The sequence below is a fragment of the Aliivibrio sp. 1S175 genome (genome assembly GCF_001690985.1).
In the GTDB taxonomy this organism is placed as follows: domain Bacteria; phylum Pseudomonadota; class Gammaproteobacteria; order Enterobacterales; family Vibrionaceae; genus Aliivibrio.
The window spans coordinates 293,767-317,548 of the sequence record NZ_MAJS01000006.1 but is presented as its reverse complement, the minus strand read 5'-3'; the positions used below and the strand labels follow the sequence as shown (position 1 = coordinate 317,548).

Below are 23,782 nucleotides of genomic sequence, written 5' to 3'. Positions count from 1 at the left end.
TTGTTATGTTATAACATATCAATTTAAGAGTTAGTGTGAATTTACCTATAGTTTCAGTCAGTCAATTAAGTATCTCAACGCCTTCAAAAGTATTATTTAGCGATGTTACATTCGACGTATCCCGTGGAGAACTACTCGCAATAATGGGACCTTCTGGTATAGGTAAATCAATGTTATCTCGTGCTATCGCGGGTTTCACTGCAGATCCAATTCAAGTTAAAGGTTATATATCACTGTCTGGTCATGACGTATCTAATGTATCTTTATTACACAGAACAGCAGCCCAACGCCCTGCTTTTATATTTCAAGATGCTCTTCAAGCTCTTAATCCATTAGTATCTATTGAAGGTCAGTTATGTCTTTCATTAACAAGATCTCAAACAAAACCAAATAAAATAGAAAAAAAAACTCTCATTGAGCTTCTCAAGAAACTTGAATTTTCAGAACCTGATTTAATACTTCCTTTATATCCTAGTCAATTATCTGGAGGCCAACGCCAACGGATATGCATCGCAATAGGTCTTCTAAGTAAGGCTGAAATTCTGATCGCAGATGAACCGACGAGTGCGCTAGACCCTATAACAGAAAAAGAGATCCTAACGTTAATCCGTGAAAATGTTAAACAAAAACAACTTGCTGGAATATTAATTACTCACAATCTTAGTAGTGCTCTCGCTTGTGACAAATTACTAATTATTGATGACGGCGGTATGGTTGCGTATGGTCCACCTAGAGAAGCTTTAGAAAATAGTTCTCACTCTTTTTGTTGCTCATTAAAAGATCTTATCGCATGAATGACATGACAGCATCAATCCAATTTAATAATGTTTCACTTTATTATTACTCCCTACCTCGTTGGTTAGGAGGGAAGCCTTTTAAAGCCCTTCATAATATAAACTTATGCATTGAAGACAAAAGCTTAGCCATTGTTGGTCCTTCTGGATCAGGAAAATCTACTCTAATTGAATTATTGTTCGGATTACGTAAAGCCACGAACGGCGATATTATTCTCTTTGGGAATTCCTTACCAATAAACTCACCTAAAGTTCAAACTAACGTATGTAAGCACATGCAACTCATCCCACAAGAACCGCATACAAGTTTAAATCCTTACTACACTGTTTATCAGGTATTAAAGGAGCCTCTTTTAAATCTTAACGACAAAAGTAATCATAAAGTAAGAATTAAAGACGCTTTAAAAGACGTAGGTTTATCAAATAAACTATTACCATTAACTGCTGCTCAACTTTCAACAGGTCAAGCACAGCGAGTCGCGATTGCCCGAGCATTAGTGGTAAATCCATCCGTTCTTATTGCTGATGAACCAACGAGCAGTCTCGATCCTGTTAGTCGTCAAAAGATACTTGATTTATTAATGTCATTAAAATCACGCTTAGATATGCGCCTTGTATTAATTACCCATGACCTACAAGCTGCAAAAACATTATGCGAAGATATTTTAGTGTTAAATCATGGCGAAATTGCAGAGTTTGGCTCATCCCATCAAATAATGACAGCACCTAACCACCCTACTACTCAAGCACTGATTAATGCCCAATCTCTAATCATACCTAATCAACCAAATAACTAATGGAATAAAACATCATTATGCGTCTCTATACAATAAAGCTAGCTTGCATGCTTGCATTGACTCTACCTTTGACTGGTTGTTTTGATGTTAAAGTCGATGCTGATAAAGAAAACTCCGAATCAGTAATTAACATTGCCATGATGCAACCACCAAGAACAGGGCTATCTCCTTTATCTGATGATGCTTTCAAGTTATCTCGATGGAGTACAGCAGAAACACTGGTAAACTTGAATGCGCAATCTAACGCAGAGCCTATGCTAGCAACCGCATGGGAACAAATCGATCCCCTTACTTGGCATTTTACTGTCCGACAAGGTGTTACTTTTCATGATGGTTCAACATTAGATGCATTTGCAGTCACTCACTCTTTACAAAAAGCATTAGAAGCTGCGCCTAAACCTCGTATTCTTGATGGTATCGATTTAAAAATAAAAGCGCTAAACGATTCTACTGTCGAGATTAATACCACTTTTAACGATCCACTTTTATCAAACCGTCTATCAAGCCCTCAATTAGCGATTCTAGCGTCAGATGCTTATAAAGAAAATGGACAAGTCATTCCTACAGGAATGGGCACAGGCCCATTTGAACTAGTGAATATTAATGGCAGTACAAGTGCTGAACTTCGTCGCTTCAATGGCTACTGGGGAGAAAAAGCTCAAATAGATGTCGTTCATGTAGAGTATGTTCCAAACGGTTTTTCTCGTGCAGCCGCTCTACGCACAGGTACCGCAGATATTGTTGAAGCTGTTCCTGTATCACAAATAGCCACAATTGATTCTGAACTACTTCATGAAGTTGCGATGCCAAGAACAAATACGCTCTACTTAAATAACCAATCAAAAGTTTTCAGCCAAATAGCACTACGTAAAACCGCTGCAGCAGCGATCAATAGACAACAAATAGTCGAAATGGTTTATGAAAATCATGCAGATATCGCTCAAGGCTTATTTGGACCAGCACTGGCTTGGGCCGCACCACTTCGACCAGAAGCACCGCTTTTAGATAAAAACCTAAAAGCTAACGGAGAAACCATTGTCATTGGTACTTTCACTGACCGTGCAGAGCTTCCCGAGGTCGCAGCAATTTTAAAGCAGCAATTTGAAGCGGTCGGTTTTAACGTTAAGCTTGATATCCGTGAGTATGCTCAGATTGAAAATGATGCTTTAGCGGGTAAATTTGATGCCTTTATTCTTTCTCGTGCAACAGTACTTGATTCGGGTGATCCTGTGGCTTACATGATGAGTGATTTTGGATGTCAAGGTTCATATAACCTTGGACTGTATTGCTCTAAAGACGTTGATAGCGCGCTTTATCATGCTGATTTACAATCTTTAGGGGCGAAACGACAACAAGCTATTATTGAGGCTGAACAAAAAATATTAAATGACTACGCCGCTATCCCTCTACTCCATGAACGCGTAATTCAAGGCGAAAGTAAAAGGGTAAATAATGTAATTCGTGATCCTAGTGAACGTCGTTTAATTAACCAACAAACACAGGTTAACTAAAGTACATGTTTTCTGTTTCAACGATACGCTCTGTATTATCTATATTAGTACCTTGGTTATCCCGACTAGTCTCACTTACTGCTGTGGTGATTTTAGTCGGGTTAATACCTGAAATTGCGGGTATAGATCCAAGTCAATCTATTCTTAGAGCACGTTCTGGACAACAGCAACTATTAACGGCTGAATCTTTACAAGCTGTACGAACAGATCTTCAACTTCATCGTAGTGCATTTGAACGGTTAATTGATTGGTTTTCCGGATTAATAAAAGGGGATTTAGGGGTATCTTGGATAGACGGATCTTCCGTGACATCTTCTATTCAAAAGGCACTATCTACTTCTCTATTTTTAATGTCTACTGCATTAATATTGACGTTTATACTTTGCAGTATGGCTTTAATCAGGATGCTAAGGCTCTGGAAAAAAGGAACACTAAAAAGTAACCACCACTCTTTAAGCATTGTTTTTATATCATTGCCTGAATATGTTATTGCTTCTTTACTCATTCTATTTTTTTCTATTTGGCTTGGTTGGTTCCCGCCTTATGGCTGGCAAAGTTGGCAAAATATTTGGTTACCAAGCTTAGCTCTTGCTTTACCTGCAAGTGGATTATTCAGTCGCTTATTACACGACAGCCTACTCCGTGTGTTTAATGAACCGTGGATAACGACTTGGTTAAGTGCAAATGTACACACAAACCAAATAATCCGTTTTGCTCTTAAAAAAGCACTCAGTAGCCTAATCCCTCAAATTTCAATGATTATCATAGGGATCACCGGCGGAGCGGTTGCAGTAGAACAAATTTTTTCAATTCCGGGAATTGGACGGCTCATTCTTAGTGCAACAAAAGCACAAGATCTACCCATTCTTCAGGGCGGCTTATTAGTACTATTGTTTTTATCTATTATGATCAGTAGTTTTGGGCTTCTATTACAACAGTTAATATTAGGTCATAGTCTTAAAAGTGGGAAATTAATTAGTAGTCATTCATCATTCCAATTGACTAAAAGTGCACCTAAGCGAATGATCGCATTGAGTATTTTATCATTCCTATTACTCATTGCTGTTTGGGCACTATTTAGAGATCCTTACTCAAGTCAATTTTCTCGTTTAGCCTCTCCTAACATACACATCCCATTAGGAGCTGATGGCATAGGTCGAGATTTATTGGCTCGAATTGGCGCGGGCATGATATCAACGTTTCAAGCTGGAATTTTAGCTACATTTCTAAGCTTATTAACTGGCATTGTCATGGGGTTTAATACGCGATGGACTCAAGGACTTATTGAAGTCACTAAAGGGGTGCCGTATATCGTGGCTGGCTTATTAGTCGCAGGCATTTCAGGTATGAATGCGAACAGTGCACTCATCGCTATTGTTTTAGTGTCATGGGCCCCGCTGGCAGCACATTGCTCAAGCTTAATCGTCGAAGCTAAAGCTCAACCCTATACTCATTTAGCACCTACTTGGGGCACAAATAAGTTAACGATTTTCCGTTTCTACTTATTGCCTTATGTCCTGCCTCCGTTATTAAGACATACTCTATTAAAATTTCCTGTCATTACATTAAGCTTAACCTCTTTAAGTTTTATTGGGTTAGGGGCAAAACCACCAGAATCAGAATGGGGATTAATGATAGCAGAGAACCTTCCTTATATAGAGAGAGCACCTCTGGGTGTTTTAGGGCCGATTTTTGGACTTATTCTTATGGGAATTGCCATTAATTTACTGTTCGATGATTAATAAAAGCCCCCTTATCGCAAAGGGGGCTTCTTTATATCAAATTCAAGTTTAGCGAGTAAAACGCATCACTTTTAAGCCGCTTTCAGGATTAATATCTGCAAACTCTGGCGGGTTATCTAAACGCTCTACAAACTTCAATTCAGGTGCTTCTTCAGCCATACCATCAATCAGGAAATCTGTAGACACTGCTGGTGAATTTACGCACGCCAACACTTCGCCAGTCTCACTTAATAAATCAGGTAAACGACGTAAGATCTTCTGATAATCTTTGGTCAGTGCAAAGCTGCCTTTTTGGAAACTAGGTGGATCAATGATGATCAAATCATACAAGCCCAGTTTCTTAATCTTGCCCCAAGACTTAAAAATATCATGACCTAAGAATTTTACTTTTGATAAATCATGTTCGTTTAAACGGTGATTATCACGACCACGACTCAACGGCCCTTTTGCCATATCTAAATTAACCACTTGAGTCGCACCACCCGCTATAGCAGCAACAGAAAAACCACACGTATACGCAAACAGGTTTAACACCGATTTACCTTCGCTGTGTGCTTGAACCCATTTTCGACCATAGCGCATATCTAAAAATAGCCCCATGTTCTGGTTTTTTTTAAGCTCTAGCTGATATTTTAATCCGTTCTCTACCGCTACAGGGAAGGTTTCTTCACTGCCCCACACCACTTGCGTTGGTGCTAATTCTTGATAACGATGTTGCAATAAAATAGCTTGGCCTTTAGCGTTTTTCCATACGTCTGAACTGGCAAATGCGTTCAGCTTTGATTCTAGAGCGTCAACAAAAGTAGGAGCTTGCTCTTTAAATAGCGCCACCACTAGTTGACCTTGAGCCCCTTGATTTTGAGGAGCTTGACCTTGAAGCCAATCAACCGTGAGTTGTTCTAAGCCTTCAAAACATTGACCACGACCATGGAATAAACGACGAAGCTCATTCTGTGGTGTTGCTAGCTGTGCTTCTAAGTGAGTAAATAACGTATCTAATGCTTCTATCTTCATGATTTCTTCTTAATCTCTGGCCAAGTTAATGTCCACGGTGTTTGCCACTGCGCTAATCCTGCTTGAATGGTGTCATCTTGCCACTCTTCACCTTGCTTTGGTGTTTCAACAAATTCAAACGCTTGCTCTTGATAAGTAAAGCGTAAAGCATATGCATGAAGATAACCGCGATCTGCTTTAGATGAGCTATAAATTGAATCGCCTAGAATACCCGAGCCGACACTCTTTAATGCGACACGAATTTGATGAGTTTTACCAGTATGAGGCTTACATAAAAATAGACGATTTCCATTATGTCCAGCCGTTGAAAAAAACTGAGTAATTGCAGGATTTTCTTTACTGTTGATTAGCTTCCATGACGCTCTACGTGAACGCTCCATATCGCCAATAACCAGACCTTGTTTTTTCTTAGGCTTTTTATCACCAATAGCAAGATAGTATTTTTCAACTAAACGCTTTGCGAACAATTGTGATAATTCACTTGCAGCCGACTGATTACGACCAATAAGCAATAATCCTGATGTCATTTTATCTAAACGATGGATTAAATAAAGCTGCTTATCTCCCGTAACTTTAGCGAGTTCAATCAATAATGAGGTTTCACCATCGTCTTTATGAACACTGATGTTTGGGTGCTTATTTATAACAAGAAAATCTGAATTTTGATAAAGGATATCGAACATTGGCGCTCCTAAAATTGAGCGCAGAGTATAACGAGGATGGTATCTCAATTCCAATAAAAACGCCGATCAGATGATCGGCGTTGAGTTATTATTTGTAATTAAAGAGGCTTACTTATGACGTTCTTTCAATTTATTGATCACATCATCGAACGATAGACCTTGATCTTGAAGCAGAACAAACAAGTGATACATTAAATCTGCTGATTCACACACTAGCTCCGCCTTGTCACCCGACGTCGCTGCAAGCGCGACTTCAACGCCTTCTTCGCCAACTTTCTGCGAAATACGTTTGGTGCCACGGGCATAGAGACTTGCTGTGTAAGATGAGTCAGGATCAGCATTCTTACGTTCGGCAAGTAGCTGTTCCAACTGATGAAGCCACACCAATTGTGTTTCTTCAGTTTTATCACCATCCCAACAAGTGGTTGTTCCTGTGTGGCACGTTGGGCCCACTGGATTAACTTTAATAAGCAGAGTATCGTTATCGCAATCTAATGAGATATTAACTAGATTTAAACTGTTCCCCGACTCTTCACCTTTGGTCCATAGACGATTTTTAGTACGAGAAAAAAACGTGACTTTTTCTGTCTCTAGCGTTTTCGCCAATGCTTCTTGGTTCATGTATCCCATCATCAATACTTGGCTTGAACCAAAATCTTGAATAATAGCAGGCACTAAACCATCCACTTTTTCCCAATCAATTCGTGTTGCTAATTCTTGTTGGCTCATCGGCGCACCTCTACATCCTGTTGGGCTAAATATTCTTTTAATTCACCAATATTGATGATTTGTTTGTGGAATACAGATGCAGCTAATGCACCGTCCACGTTTGTTTTTTTATAGGCATCAGCAAAGTGAACCATTTCACCTGCACCGCCTGATGCAATTAATGGCACATGACACACTTCTCGTACCATTTTTAATTGCTCAAGATCGTAACCATTACGCACACCATCTTGATTCATCATGTTCAATACAATTTCACCCGCACCGCGTTTTTGAACTTCTTGCACCCAATCTTTGGTTTCCCATTTGGTTGCTTTGGTACGCTCTTCATCGCCGGTAAATTGGTAAACTTGGTATTTACCCGTTTCTTTATCAAAGTAAGAATCAATACCCACTACGATACATTGAACGCCAAACTTATCCGCAAGTTCCGTGATAAGTTCTGGATTCGCTAGTGCAGGAGAGTTAATTGATACTTTGTCTGCACCAAACTCTAAAATCTTCGCTGCATCTTCGGCGGTTTTAATTCCACCTGCCACACAGAATGGAATATCAATCACCTCAGCGACGCGTGCAACCCAGCTTTTATCGACTACGCGACCATCACTTGATGCGGTAATATCATAAAATACCAACTCATCCGCCCCCTCTTCTGCGTAACGCTGTGCCAGAGGGACAATATCACCAATAATTTCATGGTTACGAAATTGAACGCCTTTTACTACTTGCCCATCTTTAACATCAAGACAAGGAACTATTCGCTTTGCCAACATTGGAATGCCTCCTCTGCGGTAAACTTGCCATCAAGCAATGCTCGACCAACAATGACACCAGCAACACCAGAGCCTTTCAGCGCGGCGATATCATTCAGTGATCCTATGCCGCCAGAAGATTGGAATTGCACTTGTGGGTATTGTTTACATAGGTCTACGTAGAGTTCTACATTCGAGCCTTGCAACGTGCCATCGCGTGAGATATCAGTACACAATACATGCTTAAGGCCAACCGTTAGATAATCTTCAAGCAATGCTTCAATCGTTACACCTGAATCTTCTTGCCAGCCTGAAATAGCAACGTTACGAGTGCCGTTTTCATCAATGTTGATATCTAGCGCTAATACGATTTTTTCTGCGCCGTATTTTTCCATCCAACCTTTGACTAATTCTGGCTGCTTTACTGCTGTCGAACCTACAACTACACGTTGCGCACCAGCGTTTAATAAATCTTGAACGTCTGCTTCATTACGTACCCCACCACCAATTTGAATATTAGCAGGGGTGCTTGCTAATAAACGTGCGATCAAATCCAATTGACGCGCTGTCGTGTCTTTTGCGCCAGTTAAATCAACAAGGTGCAGCCAATTTGCACCCGCTTGGTGATACAGATTGAACTGTTCAGCCGGATCAACTTTGTATTCTGTTACTTGCCCGTAGTCGCCTTGGAAAAGACGAACTACTTGGCCTTCAATTAAATCTAATGCTGGAATGATCATAAATATCCTTTTACGCCTCACTTTACTGTGAGTTCCTAATTTTTATTTACGCTATCAAATACTGTACTTTCAGAGTAATAGAGTTCAGATCGCTTCGCTTGAAGAATTCAGAAAAGCCGCTTTGGTATTAATAATCCCCTCACCTTCCTCTGAATTCTGCAAGGGAGCTTGCGACCGATCTGAACTCTTTCTATTCTGAACCCTTTCTTTACAACTCCAAAAAGTTCTGAATAAGCTTTGAACCCACTTTACTTGAACGCTCTGGGTGAAACTGAACACCGTAATAATTACCCACTTGTAATGCGGCGGTAAAGGGGTGTCCATAGTCACAAGAGGCAATCGTATAATCACCCACTTGCATGCCAAAGCTGTGTACGAAGTAAAAGTAACTGTTCTCTGGAATGTCTTTAAAGAGTGGATTACCTTCAACGGGTTTAATCGTATTCCACCCCATGTGAGGCAGTGGTAAATCACCCGTTTGAAGCTTACGAACTTCACCGTCACATAAGCCTAAACAATCCACAATTTGATCTGCTTTTTGGCCTTTCTCTTCAGAAAGCTTACCCAAAAGTTGCATACCTAAACAGATACCCAATAGCGGTTTTTCAACTTGCTTAACCAACTTAATGAGATCACGTTCAGCCAAGTTCTTCATCGCTTCGCTTGCTGTGCCAACGCCCGGTAAAAACAGCTTATCTGCCGCTAATACCACTTGTGGATCTCTGCTTATCGTAACGTCATAACCCAAACGCTCAATAGCAAATCTCACTGACGATACGTTAGAACAGCCTGTATCAATAATAACGACATTTTGCTTTGTCATAGTCACTCCTACAATACGCCTTTTGAGCTTGGCAGTTCATTACCTTCCACTTTAATCGCTTGGCGTAATGTACGCCCGAACGCTTTAAATAGGCTTTCAATAATGTGGTGATCATTATGACCAGCAGAAGAAAGGTGTAATGTACAAGCAAGGGTATCCGTTAATGAACGGAAGAAGTGAACCACCATTTCTGTTGATAAATCACCCACTTGATCACGACTAAATTCCGCATCAAATTTCAGATATGGGCGACCAGATAAATCCAGTGCACACTGCGCTAAACATTCATCCATTGGTAAGCTAAAACCAAAACGACCAATACCACGCTTATCACCCAAGGCTTCTTTTAACGCTTCGCCTAGTGCTAGAGCCGTATCTTCAATGGTGTGGTGATCATCAATGTGCAAGTCACCCTCGACATTGATCTTCATTTGGAAGCCACCGTGCGTAGCAATTTGATCAAGCATGTGATCAAAGAAACCAAGACCGGTTGAGATTGTATTGCCACCTTGCTCATCCAAATTAACAAACACTTTAATGTCTGTTTCTTTAGTTGTGCGGATAACTTCTGCAGTTCGTGCATTTACCGTCAGATCTTTTAAGATCGTAGGCCAATTCATTGTCTCGGGGTGATATTGAATACCACGGATTGCCATGTTCTCAGCCAGTTGAAGATCCGTTTGGCGATCACCAATCACAACCGAGTGTTGAAAATCCACTTTTCCACCTTGAAGGTATTCTTTTACCATGCCCAATTTAGGTTTACGGCATGAGCAATTGTCTTCTTCAAAGTGAGGACAGATCAGAACATCATCAAATTTAACGCCTTGAGATTCAAAAAACTCCATCATCATATTGTGTGGCGCATCGAACTCATCTTGCGGATAGCTATCTGTCCCTAAACCATCTTGGTTCGTCACCATCACTAAACGGTAACCCGCTTCTTGAAGAGACAATAGAGAAGGAATAACCAGAGGCTCAAATTTTAGCTTATCTAAACGGTCTACTTGAAAATCGACAGGCGGCTCAACAATTAAGGTGCCATCACGGTCAATAAATAAAATCTTTTGTTGTTTGCTCACAGGAACGTCCTTTTAATTTTTCTAATTCTATTATTGATAGCCCCAAGCCTTATTCCTAAGTTTGGGGATAACATTAAATTAATTGGTTACGAATAAAGCTTACTGTTTTTTCACACTCTTCGCGGTTGCCAACACTAATACGCACACAATCTTTAATTGGTGAATTACGTAAAATAATGCCGTGATCCCACGCGGCTTTAAACACTGCATCGCCATCAGGGAACTGCACTAATAAATAGTTACCCCAACCTTCATGAACAGTAACTCCATTCAATACCATTAATCCTGCGTGCAAATAAGCTCGGTTAGCGCTTAAATCAAGCATTTGGTATTTCATGCGAGCTAAACCTGCTTCAGATAACGCTTGAGTTGCAATATCAGCGACAGGAACGGGGACTGGATATGGTGCAATCACTTTAAGTAATACATTAATCAGTTCTTCATTTGCTAATGTAAAACCACAACGTAAGCCAGCCAATGCAAAGGCTTTTGACAACGTACGCAAAATAGCTAGGTGCGGATAATCAGCAAGTAAATCAACGGTTGAGACTTCCAAACAGAAATCAATATACGCCTCGTCCATCACCACAATGGCACGATCTTTTGTCATCTCTAATAAAGACAAAATATCTTTACGGTTAATCACATTGCCAGTTGGGTTATTTGGACTGCATACAAAGACCAGTTTTACATTATCTAAATTTTGCTCAATTGATGGTAAATCCAATTGCCAATCAGAGGTCAGCGGAACCGTTTTTGTCTCTACACCAATGGTTTCTGCACTGATTGAGTACATACCATAGGTTGGTGGGCAATATAAAATTGCATCTTCATTTGGCTCACAGAACGCACGAACTAATAATTCAATTCCTTCATCAGCACCACGAGATGTTAGCACTTGCTCTGGTTTTACTTTTGCATAAGCCGCATAAGCATTGATCAACTCTGGTGGCTGACATTCACTGTAACGGTTAAGGCGTGCAAAATTGAATTTGTATTCATTATCAAATGGAGATTCATTGGCGTTTAACCACACATCCCCTGTACCACCGATTCGACGGGCAGAGAGGTAAGGCGTTAATGCTTGCACTTGTTTTCTGGCTAACTTTTCCATCATGAATTCCTATTGATTCGTTTCTAGCTGATTGGCTTTTAGCTGATCTTTTTCTAGCTTAGCTAGTTTTTCAACTCGGATGGTAACCGCTCGCTTATGAGCATCAAGCCCTTCTGCTTCTGCCATTGTGACTACCGTTGGTGCTAATCCTTTTAAACCATTCGCCGTCAATTCTTGTACTGTCATACGCTTAGAAAAATCAGCAAGACCAAGACTTGAATAGGTTCTGGTATAACCATAAGTCGGCAATACATGGTTAGTTCCCGACGCATAATCTCCTGCTGATTCTGGAGAATATTCACCTAAGAAAATAGAACCTGCGTTATCTAACAATGGTAATAATTCACGTGGATTTTTAGTTTGAACAATTAAGTGCTCAGGACCATAAAAGTTTGATATTGAAACACATTGCGTTAATGATTCAGCAATAATCAACAAACTAGAGCCTAGCGCTTGGCGAGCGATATCCGCACGAGTCAGTTCTTTTAATTGCTTTTCGATGGCATCAGCCACTTGATCTGCAATGATTGGCGATGGCGTTACTAAGATAACTTGTGAATCAGGTCCGTGTTCGGCTTGGCTAAGAAGATCGGCTGCAATAAAGTCTGGATCAGCCGTTTCATCCGCAATAACCAAGACTTCAGAAGGTCCCGCAGGCATATCAATAGCAGCACCACGAAAGTCATTAGAAACTTGGCGTTTTGCTTCAGTGACGTATGCGTTACCTGGGCCAAAGATCTTATCCACTTTAGAGACAGATTCAGTACCATACGCCATAGCTGCAATCGCTTGTGCGCCACCAATGTTATACACCTCATCGACTTTACATAGCTTAGCAACGTATAAGATCTCATCAGCAATCGGCGGTGGCGAACAAAGTACCACTTTATGACAACCTGCAATCTGTGCAGGAATACCTAACATCAACACTGTTGAAGGTAATGGCGCACTACCACCCGGAATATACAAGCCAACTTTATTCACTGGCATCGTGATTTGTTCACATACGACACCAGGTTGAGTTTCAACTTTGATTGGTTGAGGCTTTTGTGCTTTATGAAACTTAGAAATATTGCTATAAGCTTGTTGTAGTGCCGCTTTCATCTTTTCAGATAAGCGCTCACTCGCTGCTTCAATTTCTGCTGCTGAAACGCGAATAGAATCAGGTTTAACCCTATCAAACTTTTCAGTTAACGCTAACACGCCAGCATCGCCGTCTTGCTTCACCGTATTTATCACACTGGTTACAGCAGCCGTTATATTAGCGCCTTCTGTAATTGCGGGACGTTGAAGCACCGTATCTTGTTGTGAGTCGCTTAATGATTGCCAAACTAAGGTTTTCATAATGGTTACTCCATCATCTTCTCAATTGGCAATACAAGAATTGAACTTGCACCCAATGCTTTTAGTTGTTCCATTGTTTCCCAGAATAGATTTTCAGTACTCACTAGGTGAACAGCCACTTTCGCTCCATCACTTGATAAAGGAAGTACCGTTGGATCTTCCGCACCCGGTAGTAATGATTTAATCGCTTCTAACTTATTAGTTGGCGCGTGTAGCATGATGTATTTAGATTCTTTCGCTTGAATACAACCTTGCATACGTGTAAGTAGCTTATTAATCAATGCTGCTTTATCCGCATCGAACTCTCCTTCACGTTGAATTAGCGTGGCTTTAGAGCGGAAAATCACTTCAACTTCTTTTAAGCCATTTGCCTCAAGGGTTGCACCTGTTGATACTAAATCGGCAATTGCATCAGATAAACCAGCTCGCGGAGCAACTTCAACTGAACCATTTAAGATACAGGTTGAGAATGGGATATTTTGCTCATCCATAAAGCTTTTAAGTAATTGTGGGTAGGTTGTTGCAATACGTTTACCTGCTAGATCTTGTGGTCCGTTATAAACAGCATCTTTATCAATCGCGATAGACAGACGGCAACCCCCAAAGTCTAAACGACGTAATGTTGTAAATGCTGAAGGCTCGCCTAATGCCTTACGCTCTAGACGTACTTCTTCTAATTCGTTTTCGCCAATAACACCTAAGTCAACCACGCCATCCATGATTAGACTTGGAATATCGTCATCACGAACCAACAATAAATCAATTGGCATGTTCTCAGAATGAACCACTAGGCGCTCACCTGAGATGTTAAATTTCATACCACAGCGCTTAAACAGCTCTTGGCACTCTTTAGACAAACGTCCTTTCTTTTGAATTGCGATGCGTAAACGTTGTGCTGACATAATCTCTTCCTTGTAAAAATGTAATTCTAAATTTGTTGTGGTTATCCGTTACTAATTTTGGTCATAAAACGAAAAAACCCTCAGAAGTTTTACCTTCCGAGGGTTTGAAATTTTATTCATCGGAAGGTAATTCTAATTGCCTTCCGGATATAACGTATCCTCCCGAAAGACTACTCAGGATGGTGATGGTGATGAATGTTCAGACCTTGAATACGCATAATAATAAACCTTTAAGTAACAAATTGATTTTGTTTTTAACCTTGTAAATACATTATCAAACTGTGGTTTTATTTCAACAAAAAAGAACAATTATTTTAAAGAAAGTTTTGATGTCATAAAAAGTTTAATAAATACTCTTATATCTTAATTTTCTTCAGACGAAAAAAAACCAGTCATAATGACTGGCTTAATAATTTGGTTTACTTTAAATCAAGAGATTAGAAGTAGTAGTATGCTGCTGCGAATACATGAGTTTCTTCGTCACGAGTACCACTCTCAAGCTCTTGCTTAATATCGATACCCATGTCCATGTTTTTAGCTAATGTGTACATAGCTGCAACGTTAACGAAAGAATAATCAGTATCTGTGTTATTTAGATTATTTTCTTCAGTATTAGCTGCATAACCCATTGCTAAAGTTAGATCTTCAGAGGCTGCATAACCAGCTGATACGTAATAACCAGTGTTAGTCATATCTTTAGCTTTTTTATCTGTTTCTTCAATCCAGAAGTTAGCACCTAGTTTAACAGCACCTAACTGAACGTTACCAGTTACTGTGTATACATCGTAATCAGAATCGCGAGTTTCGTAACCAGCGTATACATTGAAGGTTTCTTGCTCAATACCAACGTAACCATTCACACCTGTATCCGAAGCTTTATGGCTATCATCAGTTTCAAAGTAAGAAACGGCGTATGCAAAACCATTTGTAGCACCTTGGAATTTAACTACGTTGAATGCATCAGATGCATCACCAGCAGAAGCACCAAACTCGTATGTGTTGTCACCAGCACCATCAATTGCATCTAGAGCAGTATCATTAGCCCATGCAAAAGACGCAATACCGAAACCAGTGTCGAAACCTAACCATGCTTTATCAACATTAGCAATTGGACCTGATTCAATACCATTAACCCACTTAGCAGTACCAACATCTGAAGCAACATCATGTTTAGTTGCATAGTTCATCATAAAGTCAGTTTCAAAGTAACCAACGATACGGTTGTTACGGTAGTTAACTGCTAGAGTTAGGCCAGTAGCCCAATCATCATAAAATGCTTTAGAACCAGTATCGTAGTAACCACCAACACCCACAGAACCAGATACTGAGAACTGGTCTTTATGCATTGAATCAAATGCAAACATGTCTTCGTTTTTGCTGTTTTGGCTGCTTGTATCAACAGCAAATGCTGATGCTGAGATACTTGCGATTGCAAGCGCTAAAAGAGTCTTTTTCATAATAATCCACTGCCTTTTCTTAGAAAGATTTGGAAATCCGCTTTCCGGTTCCCTTTATGTTAGAGCGCTACAGTTACATCTAATTGTGCGACTTGTTAGCGTCTCTGTTTCTGGACGCTACTTTGCTAAAGTTTTCTCATTGTGTCAACGCACAAAGTCAAGGAAAGTAAAAATTGATAAATACAAGCAATACAGAGGGTTACAGCGGACATTTTGATTATGTGACGTAGTTCAAACTGGAAAATATAAATAAAAATAAAAATAAACACAGAGAGAATCAACACTTCGCCAGTAAGTCATTAATAACAATAAGCAATAAATGTAAATTAACCTAAATTACCCGCAACACCACTACCAGGGCATTCATATTTATAGATAGAAATTGACAATAATAAATACGACAAAACTAATTATATTTAGTCGTATTTTTTTTCAATCACGAGAGCCACAATAAAGAATTCATAAGAAATGCTAAAAAATAATTGTGACCTTTACCTCACTTTTCAATCAATAAAAAAAACAATGTTAAAAACTCGACACACCAAACAGCTAAATTACATAAAAAAAGAGCAAAAAAAAACCAGTCAAAAGACTGGTTTTAATAATTTAAAAACTTAAATGGTTATACTAGAAGTAGTAATAACCAGCTGCGAATACATAAGTTTCTTCATCAGAAGCACCGGCATCAAGATCCTGACGAATATCAATACCCATATCCATATTCTTAGCTAGTGTGTACATTGCTGCCACGTTCATATAAGAGTAATCAGTCTCTTTCTTTGAAATTTCTTTAGTATTAGCCGCGTAACCTGCTGCTAATGTTAAGTCTTCACTTAATGCATAACCAGCAGATAGGTAATAACCAGTATTCTCTTTATTAGTTAGGTTTTTACCTGTTAGATCATCTGAATCACCATCTTCAATCCAGAAGTTTGCACCCAGTTTAACGGCACCAAGCTTAACGTTACCAGTAACAGTCATTACATCATACTCAGCTTCGTCACGAGTTTCGTAACCAGCATATACATTAAAGATCTCTTGCTCGATACCTACGTAACCATTCACACCTTTATCTGCAGCAACATGATTGTCACCAGTTTCAAAGTAAGAAATACCGTAAGCAAAACCGCTTGTTGAACCTTGGAATTTTACAACATTAAAACCATCAGAAGCGTCACCCGCAGAAGCGCCAAACTCGTAAGTATTATCACCAGCGCCATCTACAGCATCAAGTGCAGTATCATTTTCCCAACCAAAAGAGGCAATACCAAAACCAGTATCAAAACCTAACCATGCTTTATCTACATCAGTCGCAGGACCTGAATACTTATCAGAAGAAGATGCAGCTTTAGCATCAGGGTCAGTTGAGTAGTTCAACATAAAGTCAGTTTCAAAGTAACCAACAATACGATTATTACGGTAGTTAACGGCTAAAGTAAGACCTGTTGCCCAATCATCATATATTGCTTTAGATGCAGTATCGTAATAACCACCGACACCTACAGAACCAGACACAGAAAACTGGTCTTTATGCATAGAGTCAAATGCAAACATGTCATCGTTTTTACTGTTTTGGCTGCTTGTATCAACAGCAAAAGCTGAAGTTGAGATGCTTGCTACTGCAAGAGCTAAAAGAGTCTTTTTCATAATAATCCACTGCCTTTTCTTAGAAAGATTGGAAATCCGTTTTCCGGTTCCATGTATTTATGTATTTTTCATTCCGTATCGACCAACGCATCTAACCGTGCGATTAATCCATACTTCGTTAATTCGAGAGCTACTTTGCAAAAAGTTTTAACGCATGTCAAACCCAAACCAAAAGTAATATAAAAATATATAAACACTTAAAATACAACAAGATAACCCCAACCAGCATGAATTTACGTCCTTTAAAATCACAATTAAAAACAAATATATAAATATTTATTTTCCACATTAAAAGAATATAAATCCAAATAACGCAAACTTAGGTATGAAAAATAAGAATAAAAAACCAAAATAAAACGAAAAACAACCAAAATAGACAGTCTAAAAATTAACATTTACATCTTAAGAGTGCATACATCTCAAAATCGTGACAAAAGTCTCTAATTTATTATATAAGAATCCATTTTTTGCAGGAGATCACATTTAAACAAGCGTGTTACAATGGTTTTTTATATCCATTTGAGTCGACTCATGCTGAACAAAGCTGTTACTGATTGCATTCGCGAAAGCTATAAAACACTGCAAGACCAACTTCCCGGCTTTATACCTCGCCGTGCACAGAACTATTTAGTAGCAGAAATCGCTAAATCACTTGCTGGGGAATATAGTGAAACTCATCGCATGATTGTTGCTGAAGCAGGTACAGGCATTGGTAAATCTTTAGCTTATCTGCTAAGTGCCATCCCTTTCGCTAAACTAAATAATAAAAAAATTGTGATTTCGACAGCAACAGTTGCCTTACAAGAACAATTAGCTCATAAGGATCTTCCTTTTTATCGTCGTATTTCACCATTACCTTTCTCTTTTATTATAGCTAAAGGGCGTCAGCGCTATTGTTGCAGCCACAAACTGGCTTTATTAGTAGAAACGAATCATGAAGAAGATAAGCAAACAGCCTTATTTACAGAAAAACCTAAAAAGAAAGATTTAGATCTTTTAAAACGTATGTATAAAGCATTATCTGAGGGGAAGTGGGATGGTGATACCGATAGCTGGCCTAGTACAATTCCATCATCTATCTGGCTATCTATCGTTTCAGATAAATACAGTTGCCATAACGGTTTGCCAATGCACCGTGAATGCCCATTTCAAAAAGCACGTGAACATCTTGATAAAGCTGACGTAGTCATAGCAAATCACAGTCTAGTAATGGCTGATATTGATCTTGGTGGTGGCGTGGTTTTATCTGAGCCAGAACAGACTATCTATATATTCGATGAGGCTCATCATTTACCACATGTTGCTCGAGAACATTCTGCTGCTGCTGCAAATTTAAAAGGTACCGTGTCTTGGTTAGAATCTTTAAATAAATCTGTCAGTAAATTTTGTAATCTTGCAGACCAAAAACGCGTAAATCGCTTTCAAAATACACTGCATGATAATTTACAAGAGTTAATCCCCTCTTTAAGTCAACTAAGCAAACAATTCGATCCTACCTTATTTAATAATGATGGTATTTACCGCTTTGAGCATGGTGAAATTCCAACTTGGCTTGCTGAGCAATCAAAAGATTTAAAAGAACTATCAACGAAAGCCAATCAAGCTTTAGCGAAGATCAGTGATTTGATTTCTGAACGCATGAAAGATGGGGAACTCGCACCAAGAATGGCAGAACCTGCATTAGCCGAAATGGGATTTTATCTTCAACGATTAGAAAATTTGGCTCAAGTGTGGTTTTTAATGGCAAAACCCAATAGTGATAAAGGAGCCCCACTTGCTCGTTGGTTAGAAAAAAGTAAAGACAGAGAAAGTGACGTTGTAATTAACGTATCTCCTCTTGAAGTAGGTTGGCAGCTAGATCAAAATTTATGGAGCAGAGCCGCGGGTGCAGTAATTGTATCAGCGACTATGCGTGCTCTTAATAGCTATTCTTTTTTCTGTAAGCAAGCTGGTATATCAGAAAAACCAGAGGATGGCGTTCGTTTTCTTTCTTTAGCATCACCATTTAATTACCAAGAAAATGCACAGTTAGTCATTCCAAAATTACCAATAGAACCCTCTGATCCCGGTTTTACAGATTTATTAATTGAAGAGCTGCCTTTTTATTTAGCAGACCAAACATCAAGCTTAGTTTTATTCTCTTCCTATTGGCAAATGAATAAAGTAGCAGAAGGTATTGAAAAAATAGCAAAGAAACACGGATGGAGTTTATTAATTCAAGGGCAAGAATCTCGTCAAGAAATAATTAAAAAACATTCAAAACTTTGTGAATCTAATAAAATTAGTATCTTATTTGGAACCGGGAGTTTTTCTGAAGGGTTAGATTTACCAGGAAACTTGCTCACAAACCTAATAATAACCAAGATACCATTTGGTGTCCCAACCTCCCCAGTTGAAGAGGCTCATTCTGAATACATAGAAAGCAGAGGTGGAAATCCATTTATGCAGATCAGTGTTCCAGAAGCCAGTAAAAAATTGATTCAATCCGTTGGACGTTTACTGCGTAAAGAAGAAGATTCTGGTAGAGTTGTCCTCTTTGATCGCCGAGTAATAACTAAACGTTATGGCAAGGCGCTTTTAGATGCATTACCTCCTTTTAAGAGGGTAATTGAGTAAACCTTTCGCACATTGCGAACCTAAGACTATGCCAATAATTAAATGATTTCTCTATAAAATAGTAGAGATCATGTTATTGGTATTGATATCACTATACCCATTATTATATAAGAGTTGATATGGAATTTCTTGAACCTAGTACCCTAATTGTTTTAGGGTTGGTTGCCTTTATTGCTGGATTTATTGATGCCGTTGCTGGTGGTGGTGGTATGTTAACCGTACCCGCTTTACTTTCAATTGGATTACCACCTCACATTGCTTTAGGTACAAACAAACTTGCAGCTACTTTTGCTTCATCAACGGCGGCTTTAACCTATTTTAAAAAGAAACTATTTGACCCTGGTTTTTGGAAAGCTTCATTTGTTGCCACTCTTTTTGGTGCTACCTTCGGGACATTACTGGTTAATTATATTTCTACCGAATGGTTAGAAAAAGGATTACCCCTAATTATTCTTGCCGCTGCTCTTTATACTATATGGCCTACACGTGTAATATCTGAACAAAATCAATTACCAGAAAAAACACCAACATTAAAAAAACAGCAAGTAATACAAGGCTTAACATTAGGATTCTATGATGGTGTTGCAGGTCCTGGTACTGGTGCCTTTTGGACGGTAAGTAGCATGGCTATGTATCGCCTTAATATCTTATTAGCGTCAGGTTTAGCTAAAGCAATGAATTTCACAAGTAACATTACCTCTTTAGTTACTTTTGCCATTCTGGGGCATATTAACTGGGCGTTAGGTCTTACTATGGGAGTGTGTTTAATGGTCGGTGCATTTATTGGTGCGCATTCCGCGATTCGTTTTGGTTCTAAGTTTATTCGTCCTGTCTTTGTTACTGTTGTGTGTATTTTAGCATTCAAATTGGCTTTAGATGCTTGGTTCTAATTTCACGCTATCACCACTGAGGTTCATATGACAAACTTTAGTTCAATTCAGATCATGCTTGAGCAACTAGGTAAAACAGCCGCAGAAATTGACCGTCGTCGAGGAGAGCAACGATTGCCTTTATTTGATGAACGATTGTTCGGCTGCCGCAGTCGCTATCTTGTCCCTTGTATTAATGAAACAAAAGAAACGTTAAAATCGATACAAAGAGAAGAAAAAGCAAATATTTTAACCGCGCAAAGAGCTGAATATTTAACCCAAATGTTGGTTTCTCAAATTCAAGCCGTTCAACGAGAAGTTGCAACTCAACGTATTCGGTCTAATGAGCCGCGCCCCAAAGGCAGTTATAAGAAACCAATAAGCGATATGTACCAGGACTTAGCGCAGCATCAAGAATGGGATCGCCGATTAACTCAAATGATACGAGAGCAAGAACATGCGGTTAATCAATGTAATTCATTCACTCAACAACAAGGGTTACAAAAAACACTCTTAACGACAGAAAAGCGACTACAACGCTGTAAAGAAGCAATGGTTCGTTTAGAACAACAAATTACTTATCGAGAGCAACATGACTAATCAATCTAAACTTTCTGAGAACACAGATAACACAGAAACCATTATTGAAATAGAAAATAATAGTCCTCTTGATCACGCTCCTGACGACATAAAACTAGCTGTAGATTTAATCTATTTGCTAGAGAATAATAATGTTGATAAACAGACAGCAATTAGCGCACTTGAAATTGTCCTTAATGATTACAAGAAAAAATAAGACAAACGACTCACCAATGAGACAGCTGTTTTTAAATTAATTCTTATGCAAATAAATCTATTTGACTTATTTGCATAAAACTTAGATCTATTTCTCAATTAATTTAACCACGAATTATTCCTCTTTATTATTTCATTTTATCCATTTAATATTTACTTATAAATAGATTGATAATAACAATCAAATCAGTAATAAATAATTATAATGTCACCATATCAATATTGATAAAAAGCTATTTAATGCTTACATCGATTGATATTAGCTAGGGTAAATATGTATTCTTATAATGAAATTCTCTCTGATATATCAGAAGAGGATCGCTTAGGCATAGATCTTACTTATGAGCCTGAGTTTGAAACTATTGAAATCGAAATCAATAAAGCTATCGATCTGTTTGCTACAAGCAAAACGGACTGGCACAGTGTTCACTCTAATTCATTGAATTTACTAACCATTAAAAGTAAAGATTATAGGATTATTTATTGGTTACTACTCTCTTTTAAACACGTCCCATCTTCAGTGACGTTTATTGAGTTTTTATCAACAATTCACAACTTTATCATTAAATATAAAAGTGATATCTATCCAAAAAGAAAAAAACAACAATATTCATCGATTAACAAAATAATCACTCATATTAATAAAGAAACAAAGGACATCATTGACAATATAGTCGACATTGAAATTATTGATAGTTTAACTGACATTTTATTAAAATTAGAAAACTCAATTACCTCTAATTTTGATTCACAAACAGATAATGTCACCCTATTAATAAATCAAGTTAAAAAGCATAAAAAAAGATTAACATCAGGGAAAGAATCAGTACCAAGCGAACAAATAAATACAATCACCAATAATAGTATTAAATCTATAAATACAAGCACTAACCTTTCATTTTCTCAAGACGAAATAACAGATGATCGTAATGCAAATAAAGCATTACGTCATTTACAGGATGTAGCACGCAGCCTTTCAAAATATTGGCTTAATCAAAAAACAAATGATGAAAAAGCATATCAATTAAACCGTACTCTAACCTGGCTAAATATTACTCAAGCTCCATCGAGTGATGGTGATAATGTCACCATGCTCAAGCCGGTACCTCTCGCTAGACAGCAGCATTTTCAGCAATTAAAGAGTGAGGCCAACTACGCGAGTTTACTCATTGAACTTGAAGAGAGTTTATCTAAATCTCCATTCTGGCTAGATGGCCATTTCATGGCATGGGAAAGTTTAATCGAATTAAATCATCATGAAGCAGCTCAATCTATTGTTGATCAACTTTCTTTACTTATGAAAAAAACACCTGGCATCACTTCACTAAAATTTGATGATAATTCTGAATTTGCAAAACCTGATACGCAAGCATGGATTGAGCAAAACTGCCTTCAACATAATCCCCCAACAAAATCCACACCGCACTTTGTTGAAAGCAATACAACAAGTGAATGGGACCTTGTATTAAGAGAAGCTCTTACTTTATTGAAACAAGAACCTTTAAGTGACGTACTCCAGCCTCTTATTACAGGCCACCATCAATCACGCTCTGCTCGTGAAGCCTTTTTTTGGCAATTTTCACAGGCAACCTTGTTATTACAAGCAAAGAAGTACGAGTTAGCAAGTCCTCTTCTTAAGTGGCTTGATACCCAATACTCACATTCTGTATTAAAACACTGGGATCCTTTGCTTGAAGAACGTCTATTAGATCTCTGGCTTTCGTGTCAAAGCAAGCTACCTGTAAAAAAACAAGATACTCAACTCATAACGACTTTACGTGAACGACTCTGTTGCCTAAACCCAATACGAGTAATTAATGACTAAACAGTTTATATAATGAACTGTTCTTAAATTGAAAATCTAGGAGCCCCCATGTCAAAAGATGGATCTGTCGCGCCAAAAGAGCGTGTAAATGTGACATTCAAACCTGCAAAGTCTGATTCAACTGAAGAACTTGAATTGCCACTTAAAGTGATGGTACTTGGTGATTTCACTCTCCAACAAGACGATCGTCAACTTGAAGACAGAAAGCCATTCAATGTGGATAAAAGCAACTTTAACGATGTCATTGAAAAACAGAACCTAAACATCTCTTTTGGTGTAAAAAACCAACTCCAAGATGGCGAAGGGCCTGAGAAAATTTCTGTCGATCTTTCATTCAAAAAAATCAATGACTTTGATCCTGCAAGTATCGTTGAGCAAGTGCCTGAACTAAAAGGTCTGATGGATTTGCGTGAAGCTTTAGTCTCTTTAAAAGGTCCACTAGGAAATGCACCTTCATTTAGAAAAGCAATTGAAGACGCTCTCGTTGATGAAAATGCACGAGAAAAGCTACTGAGCGAATTAGGTTTAACAAAGGAAAAGGAATAATCA

Annotated in this window: 22 protein-coding genes and 1 other annotated feature; of the genes, 10 read left to right on the top strand and 12 right to left on the bottom strand. The window is 38.5% G+C overall.

Features of this window, described 5'->3' with window-relative positions; genetic code table 11:
- Positions 1-35: 35 nt before the first annotated feature.
- The 4 genes from A6E06_RS03410 to A6E06_RS03395 are packed head-to-tail and all read left to right on the top strand — an operon-like array spanning position 36 to position 4,844.
- Positions 36-794: an ATP-binding cassette domain-containing protein gene (locus tag A6E06_RS03410; protein WP_065591638.1), complete on the top strand. Its 759-nt coding sequence runs from the start codon at positions 36-38 to the stop codon at positions 792-794.
- Complete coding sequence (locus A6E06_RS03405; RefSeq protein ID WP_065591637.1) at positions 791-1,591, top strand: ABC transporter ATP-binding protein; 801 nt, start codon at positions 791-793, stop codon at positions 1,589-1,591. The genes A6E06_RS03410 and A6E06_RS03405 overlap by 4 nt, the downstream gene beginning before the upstream one ends.
- 17 nt (positions 1,592-1,608) lie before the next feature.
- Positions 1,609-3,102 carry an ABC transporter substrate-binding protein gene (locus A6E06_RS03400; RefSeq protein WP_065591636.1) on the top strand — a complete coding sequence of 498 codons (1,494 nt, stop codon included), beginning with the start codon at positions 1,609-1,611 and terminating at the stop codon, positions 3,100-3,102.
- A 5-nt stretch (positions 3,103-3,107) separates the two neighbouring features.
- The gene (locus tag A6E06_RS03395; protein WP_065591635.1) at positions 3,108-4,844 is read left to right on the top strand and encodes an ABC transporter permease subunit; all 1,737 of its coding nucleotides are present in this window, start codon (positions 3,108-3,110) and stop codon (positions 4,842-4,844) included.
- A gap of 48 nt (positions 4,845-4,892) precedes the next feature.
- Here the strand turns inward: A6E06_RS03395 and A6E06_RS03390 are convergent, their stop codons facing one another.
- From A6E06_RS03390 to A6E06_RS03335, 12 genes are all read right to left on the bottom strand, one after another.
- Positions 4,893-5,858, bottom strand: a complete 966-nt coding sequence (locus A6E06_RS03390; protein WP_065591634.1) for a class I SAM-dependent methyltransferase — start codon at positions 5,856-5,858, stop codon at positions 4,893-4,895.
- Positions 5,855-6,541, bottom strand: a complete 687-nt coding sequence (locus tag A6E06_RS03385; RefSeq protein WP_065591633.1) for a TIGR01621 family pseudouridine synthase — start codon at positions 6,539-6,541, stop codon at positions 5,855-5,857. The genes A6E06_RS03390 and A6E06_RS03385 overlap by 4 nt, the downstream gene beginning before the upstream one ends.
- Positions 6,542-6,649: 108 nt before the next feature.
- A complete protein-coding gene (hisIE, locus tag A6E06_RS03380; protein ID WP_065591632.1) occupies positions 6,650-7,270 on the bottom strand; it encodes a bifunctional phosphoribosyl-AMP cyclohydrolase/phosphoribosyl-ATP diphosphatase HisIE in 621 nt (206 codons plus the stop codon).
- On the bottom strand, positions 7,267-8,040 hold the full coding sequence (gene hisF, locus A6E06_RS03375) for an imidazole glycerol phosphate synthase subunit HisF (RefSeq protein ID WP_061002089.1): 774 nt from the start codon (positions 8,038-8,040) through the stop codon (positions 7,267-7,269). The genes hisIE and hisF overlap by 4 nt, the downstream gene beginning before the upstream one ends.
- Positions 8,022-8,759 (bottom strand): 1-(5-phosphoribosyl)-5-[(5-phosphoribosylamino)methylideneamino]imidazole-4-carboxamide isomerase, encoded by a 738-nt coding sequence (gene hisA, locus A6E06_RS03370; RefSeq protein WP_065591631.1) that lies wholly within the window; start codon positions 8,757-8,759, stop codon positions 8,022-8,024. Before hisA ends, hisF begins: the two co-directional genes overlap by 19 nt.
- Positions 8,760-8,967: 208 nt before the next feature.
- A complete protein-coding gene (gene hisH / locus A6E06_RS03365; RefSeq protein ID WP_065591630.1) occupies positions 8,968-9,582 on the bottom strand; it encodes an imidazole glycerol phosphate synthase subunit HisH in 615 nt (204 codons plus the stop codon).
- Between the two features lie 8 nt (positions 9,583-9,590).
- Positions 9,591-10,664 carry a bifunctional histidinol-phosphatase/imidazoleglycerol-phosphate dehydratase HisB gene (gene hisB, locus A6E06_RS03360; protein WP_065591629.1) on the bottom strand — a complete coding sequence of 358 codons (1,074 nt, stop codon included), beginning with the start codon at positions 10,662-10,664 and terminating at the stop codon, positions 9,591-9,593.
- Positions 10,665-10,737: 73 nt separating this feature from the next.
- Complete coding sequence (hisC, locus tag A6E06_RS03355; protein WP_065591628.1) at positions 10,738-11,778, bottom strand: histidinol-phosphate transaminase; 1,041 nt, start codon at positions 11,776-11,778, stop codon at positions 10,738-10,740.
- A gap of 9 nt (positions 11,779-11,787) precedes the next feature.
- Positions 11,788-13,122 carry a histidinol dehydrogenase gene (hisD, locus tag A6E06_RS03350; RefSeq protein ID WP_065591627.1) on the bottom strand — a complete coding sequence of 445 codons (1,335 nt, stop codon included), beginning with the start codon at positions 13,120-13,122 and terminating at the stop codon, positions 11,788-11,790.
- A gap of 5 nt (positions 13,123-13,127) precedes the next feature.
- Entirely contained in the window at positions 13,128-14,024 is an 897-nt protein-coding gene (gene hisG, locus A6E06_RS03345; RefSeq protein ID WP_065591626.1) for an ATP phosphoribosyltransferase, read from the bottom strand.
- Positions 14,025-14,095: 71 nt separating this feature from the next.
- Positions 14,096-14,219: a sequence feature (His leader region), on the bottom strand.
- Positions 14,220-14,461: 242 nt separating this feature from the next.
- Positions 14,462-15,481, bottom strand: coding sequence for a porin (locus tag A6E06_RS03340; RefSeq protein WP_065591625.1), 1,020 nt, complete (start codon positions 15,479-15,481; stop codon positions 14,462-14,464).
- Between the two features lie 627 nt (positions 15,482-16,108).
- Positions 16,109-17,128 carry a porin gene (locus A6E06_RS03335; protein ID WP_065591624.1) on the bottom strand — a complete coding sequence of 340 codons (1,020 nt, stop codon included), beginning with the start codon at positions 17,126-17,128 and terminating at the stop codon, positions 16,109-16,111.
- Between the two features lie 531 nt (positions 17,129-17,659).
- Here A6E06_RS03335 and dinG point away from each other — a divergent pair.
- The 6 genes from dinG (at position 17,660) to tssB (ending at position 23,779) form a co-directional block, all read left to right on the top strand.
- Positions 17,660-19,744 carry an ATP-dependent DNA helicase DinG gene (gene dinG / locus A6E06_RS03330; protein ID WP_065591623.1) on the top strand — a complete coding sequence of 695 codons (2,085 nt, stop codon included), beginning with the start codon at positions 17,660-17,662 and terminating at the stop codon, positions 19,742-19,744.
- A gap of 119 nt (positions 19,745-19,863) precedes the next feature.
- The gene (locus A6E06_RS03325) at positions 19,864-20,634 is read left to right on the top strand and encodes a TSUP family transporter (RefSeq protein ID WP_065591622.1); all 771 of its coding nucleotides are present in this window, start codon (positions 19,864-19,866) and stop codon (positions 20,632-20,634) included.
- 27 nt (positions 20,635-20,661) lie between these two features.
- Positions 20,662-21,213, top strand: a complete 552-nt coding sequence (locus tag A6E06_RS03320) for a primosomal replication protein (protein WP_065591621.1) — start codon at positions 20,662-20,664, stop codon at positions 21,211-21,213.
- 43 nt (positions 21,214-21,256) lie between these two features.
- Complete coding sequence (gene rsmS / locus A6E06_RS03315; RefSeq protein ID WP_255310643.1) at positions 21,257-21,409, top strand: pleiotropic regulatory protein RsmS; 153 nt, start codon at positions 21,257-21,259, stop codon at positions 21,407-21,409.
- Between the two features lie 273 nt (positions 21,410-21,682).
- Positions 21,683-23,233: a type VI secretion system protein TssA gene (gene tssA, locus A6E06_RS03310; RefSeq protein WP_065591619.1), complete on the top strand. Its 1,551-nt coding sequence runs from the start codon at positions 21,683-21,685 to the stop codon at positions 23,231-23,233.
- A 48-nt stretch (positions 23,234-23,281) separates the two neighbouring features.
- Positions 23,282-23,779: a type VI secretion system contractile sheath small subunit gene (tssB, locus tag A6E06_RS03305; RefSeq protein WP_065591618.1), complete on the top strand. Its 498-nt coding sequence runs from the start codon at positions 23,282-23,284 to the stop codon at positions 23,777-23,779.
- The last annotated feature ends 3 nt before the right edge of the window (positions 23,780-23,782 follow it).

Coding starts and splice junctions, on each gene's coding strand:
- hisG (WP_065591626.1), bottom strand. CDS start 14,024: ATGTCAGCACAACGTTTACGCATCGCAATTCAAAAGAAAGGACGTTTG.
- A6E06_RS03385 (WP_065591633.1), bottom strand. CDS start 6,541: ATGTTCGATATCCTTTATCAAAATTCAGATTTTCTTGTTATAAATAAG.
- tssA (WP_065591619.1), top strand. CDS start 21,683: ATGTATTCTTATAATGAAATTCTCTCTGATATATCAGAAGAGGATCGC.
- A6E06_RS03405 (WP_065591637.1), top strand. CDS start 791: ATGAATGACATGACAGCATCAATCCAATTTAATAATGTTTCACTTTAT.
- hisIE (WP_065591632.1), bottom strand. CDS start 7,270: ATGAGCCAACAAGAATTAGCAACACGAATTGATTGGGAAAAAGTGGAT.
- hisC (WP_065591628.1), bottom strand. CDS start 11,778: ATGGAAAAGTTAGCCAGAAAACAAGTGCAAGCATTAACGCCTTACCTC.
- tssB (WP_065591618.1), top strand. CDS start 23,282: ATGTCAAAAGATGGATCTGTCGCGCCAAAAGAGCGTGTAAATGTGACA.
- A6E06_RS03390 (WP_065591634.1), bottom strand. CDS start 5,858: ATGAAGATAGAAGCATTAGATACGTTATTTACTCACTTAGAAGCACAG.
- A6E06_RS03335 (WP_065591624.1), bottom strand. CDS start 17,128: ATGAAAAAGACTCTTTTAGCTCTTGCAGTAGCAAGCATCTCAACTTCA.
- dinG (WP_065591623.1), top strand. CDS start 17,660: ATGCTGAACAAAGCTGTTACTGATTGCATTCGCGAAAGCTATAAAACA.
- A6E06_RS03325 (WP_065591622.1), top strand. CDS start 19,864: ATGGAATTTCTTGAACCTAGTACCCTAATTGTTTTAGGGTTGGTTGCC.
- hisA (WP_065591631.1), bottom strand. CDS start 8,759: ATGATCATTCCAGCATTAGATTTAATTGAAGGCCAAGTAGTTCGTCTT.
- A6E06_RS03340 (WP_065591625.1), bottom strand. CDS start 15,481: ATGAAAAAGACTCTTTTAGCGCTTGCAATCGCAAGTATCTCAGCATCA.
- A6E06_RS03395 (WP_065591635.1), top strand. CDS start 3,108: ATGTTTTCTGTTTCAACGATACGCTCTGTATTATCTATATTAGTACCT.
- hisH (WP_065591630.1), bottom strand. CDS start 9,582: ATGACAAAGCAAAATGTCGTTATTATTGATACAGGCTGTTCTAACGTA.
- A6E06_RS03320 (WP_065591621.1), top strand. CDS start 20,662: ATGACAAACTTTAGTTCAATTCAGATCATGCTTGAGCAACTAGGTAAA.
- A6E06_RS03400 (WP_065591636.1), top strand. CDS start 1,609: ATGCGTCTCTATACAATAAAGCTAGCTTGCATGCTTGCATTGACTCTA.
- hisD (WP_065591627.1), bottom strand. CDS start 13,122: ATGAAAACCTTAGTTTGGCAATCATTAAGCGACTCACAACAAGATACG.
- hisF (WP_061002089.1), bottom strand. CDS start 8,040: ATGTTGGCAAAGCGAATAGTTCCTTGTCTTGATGTTAAAGATGGGCAA.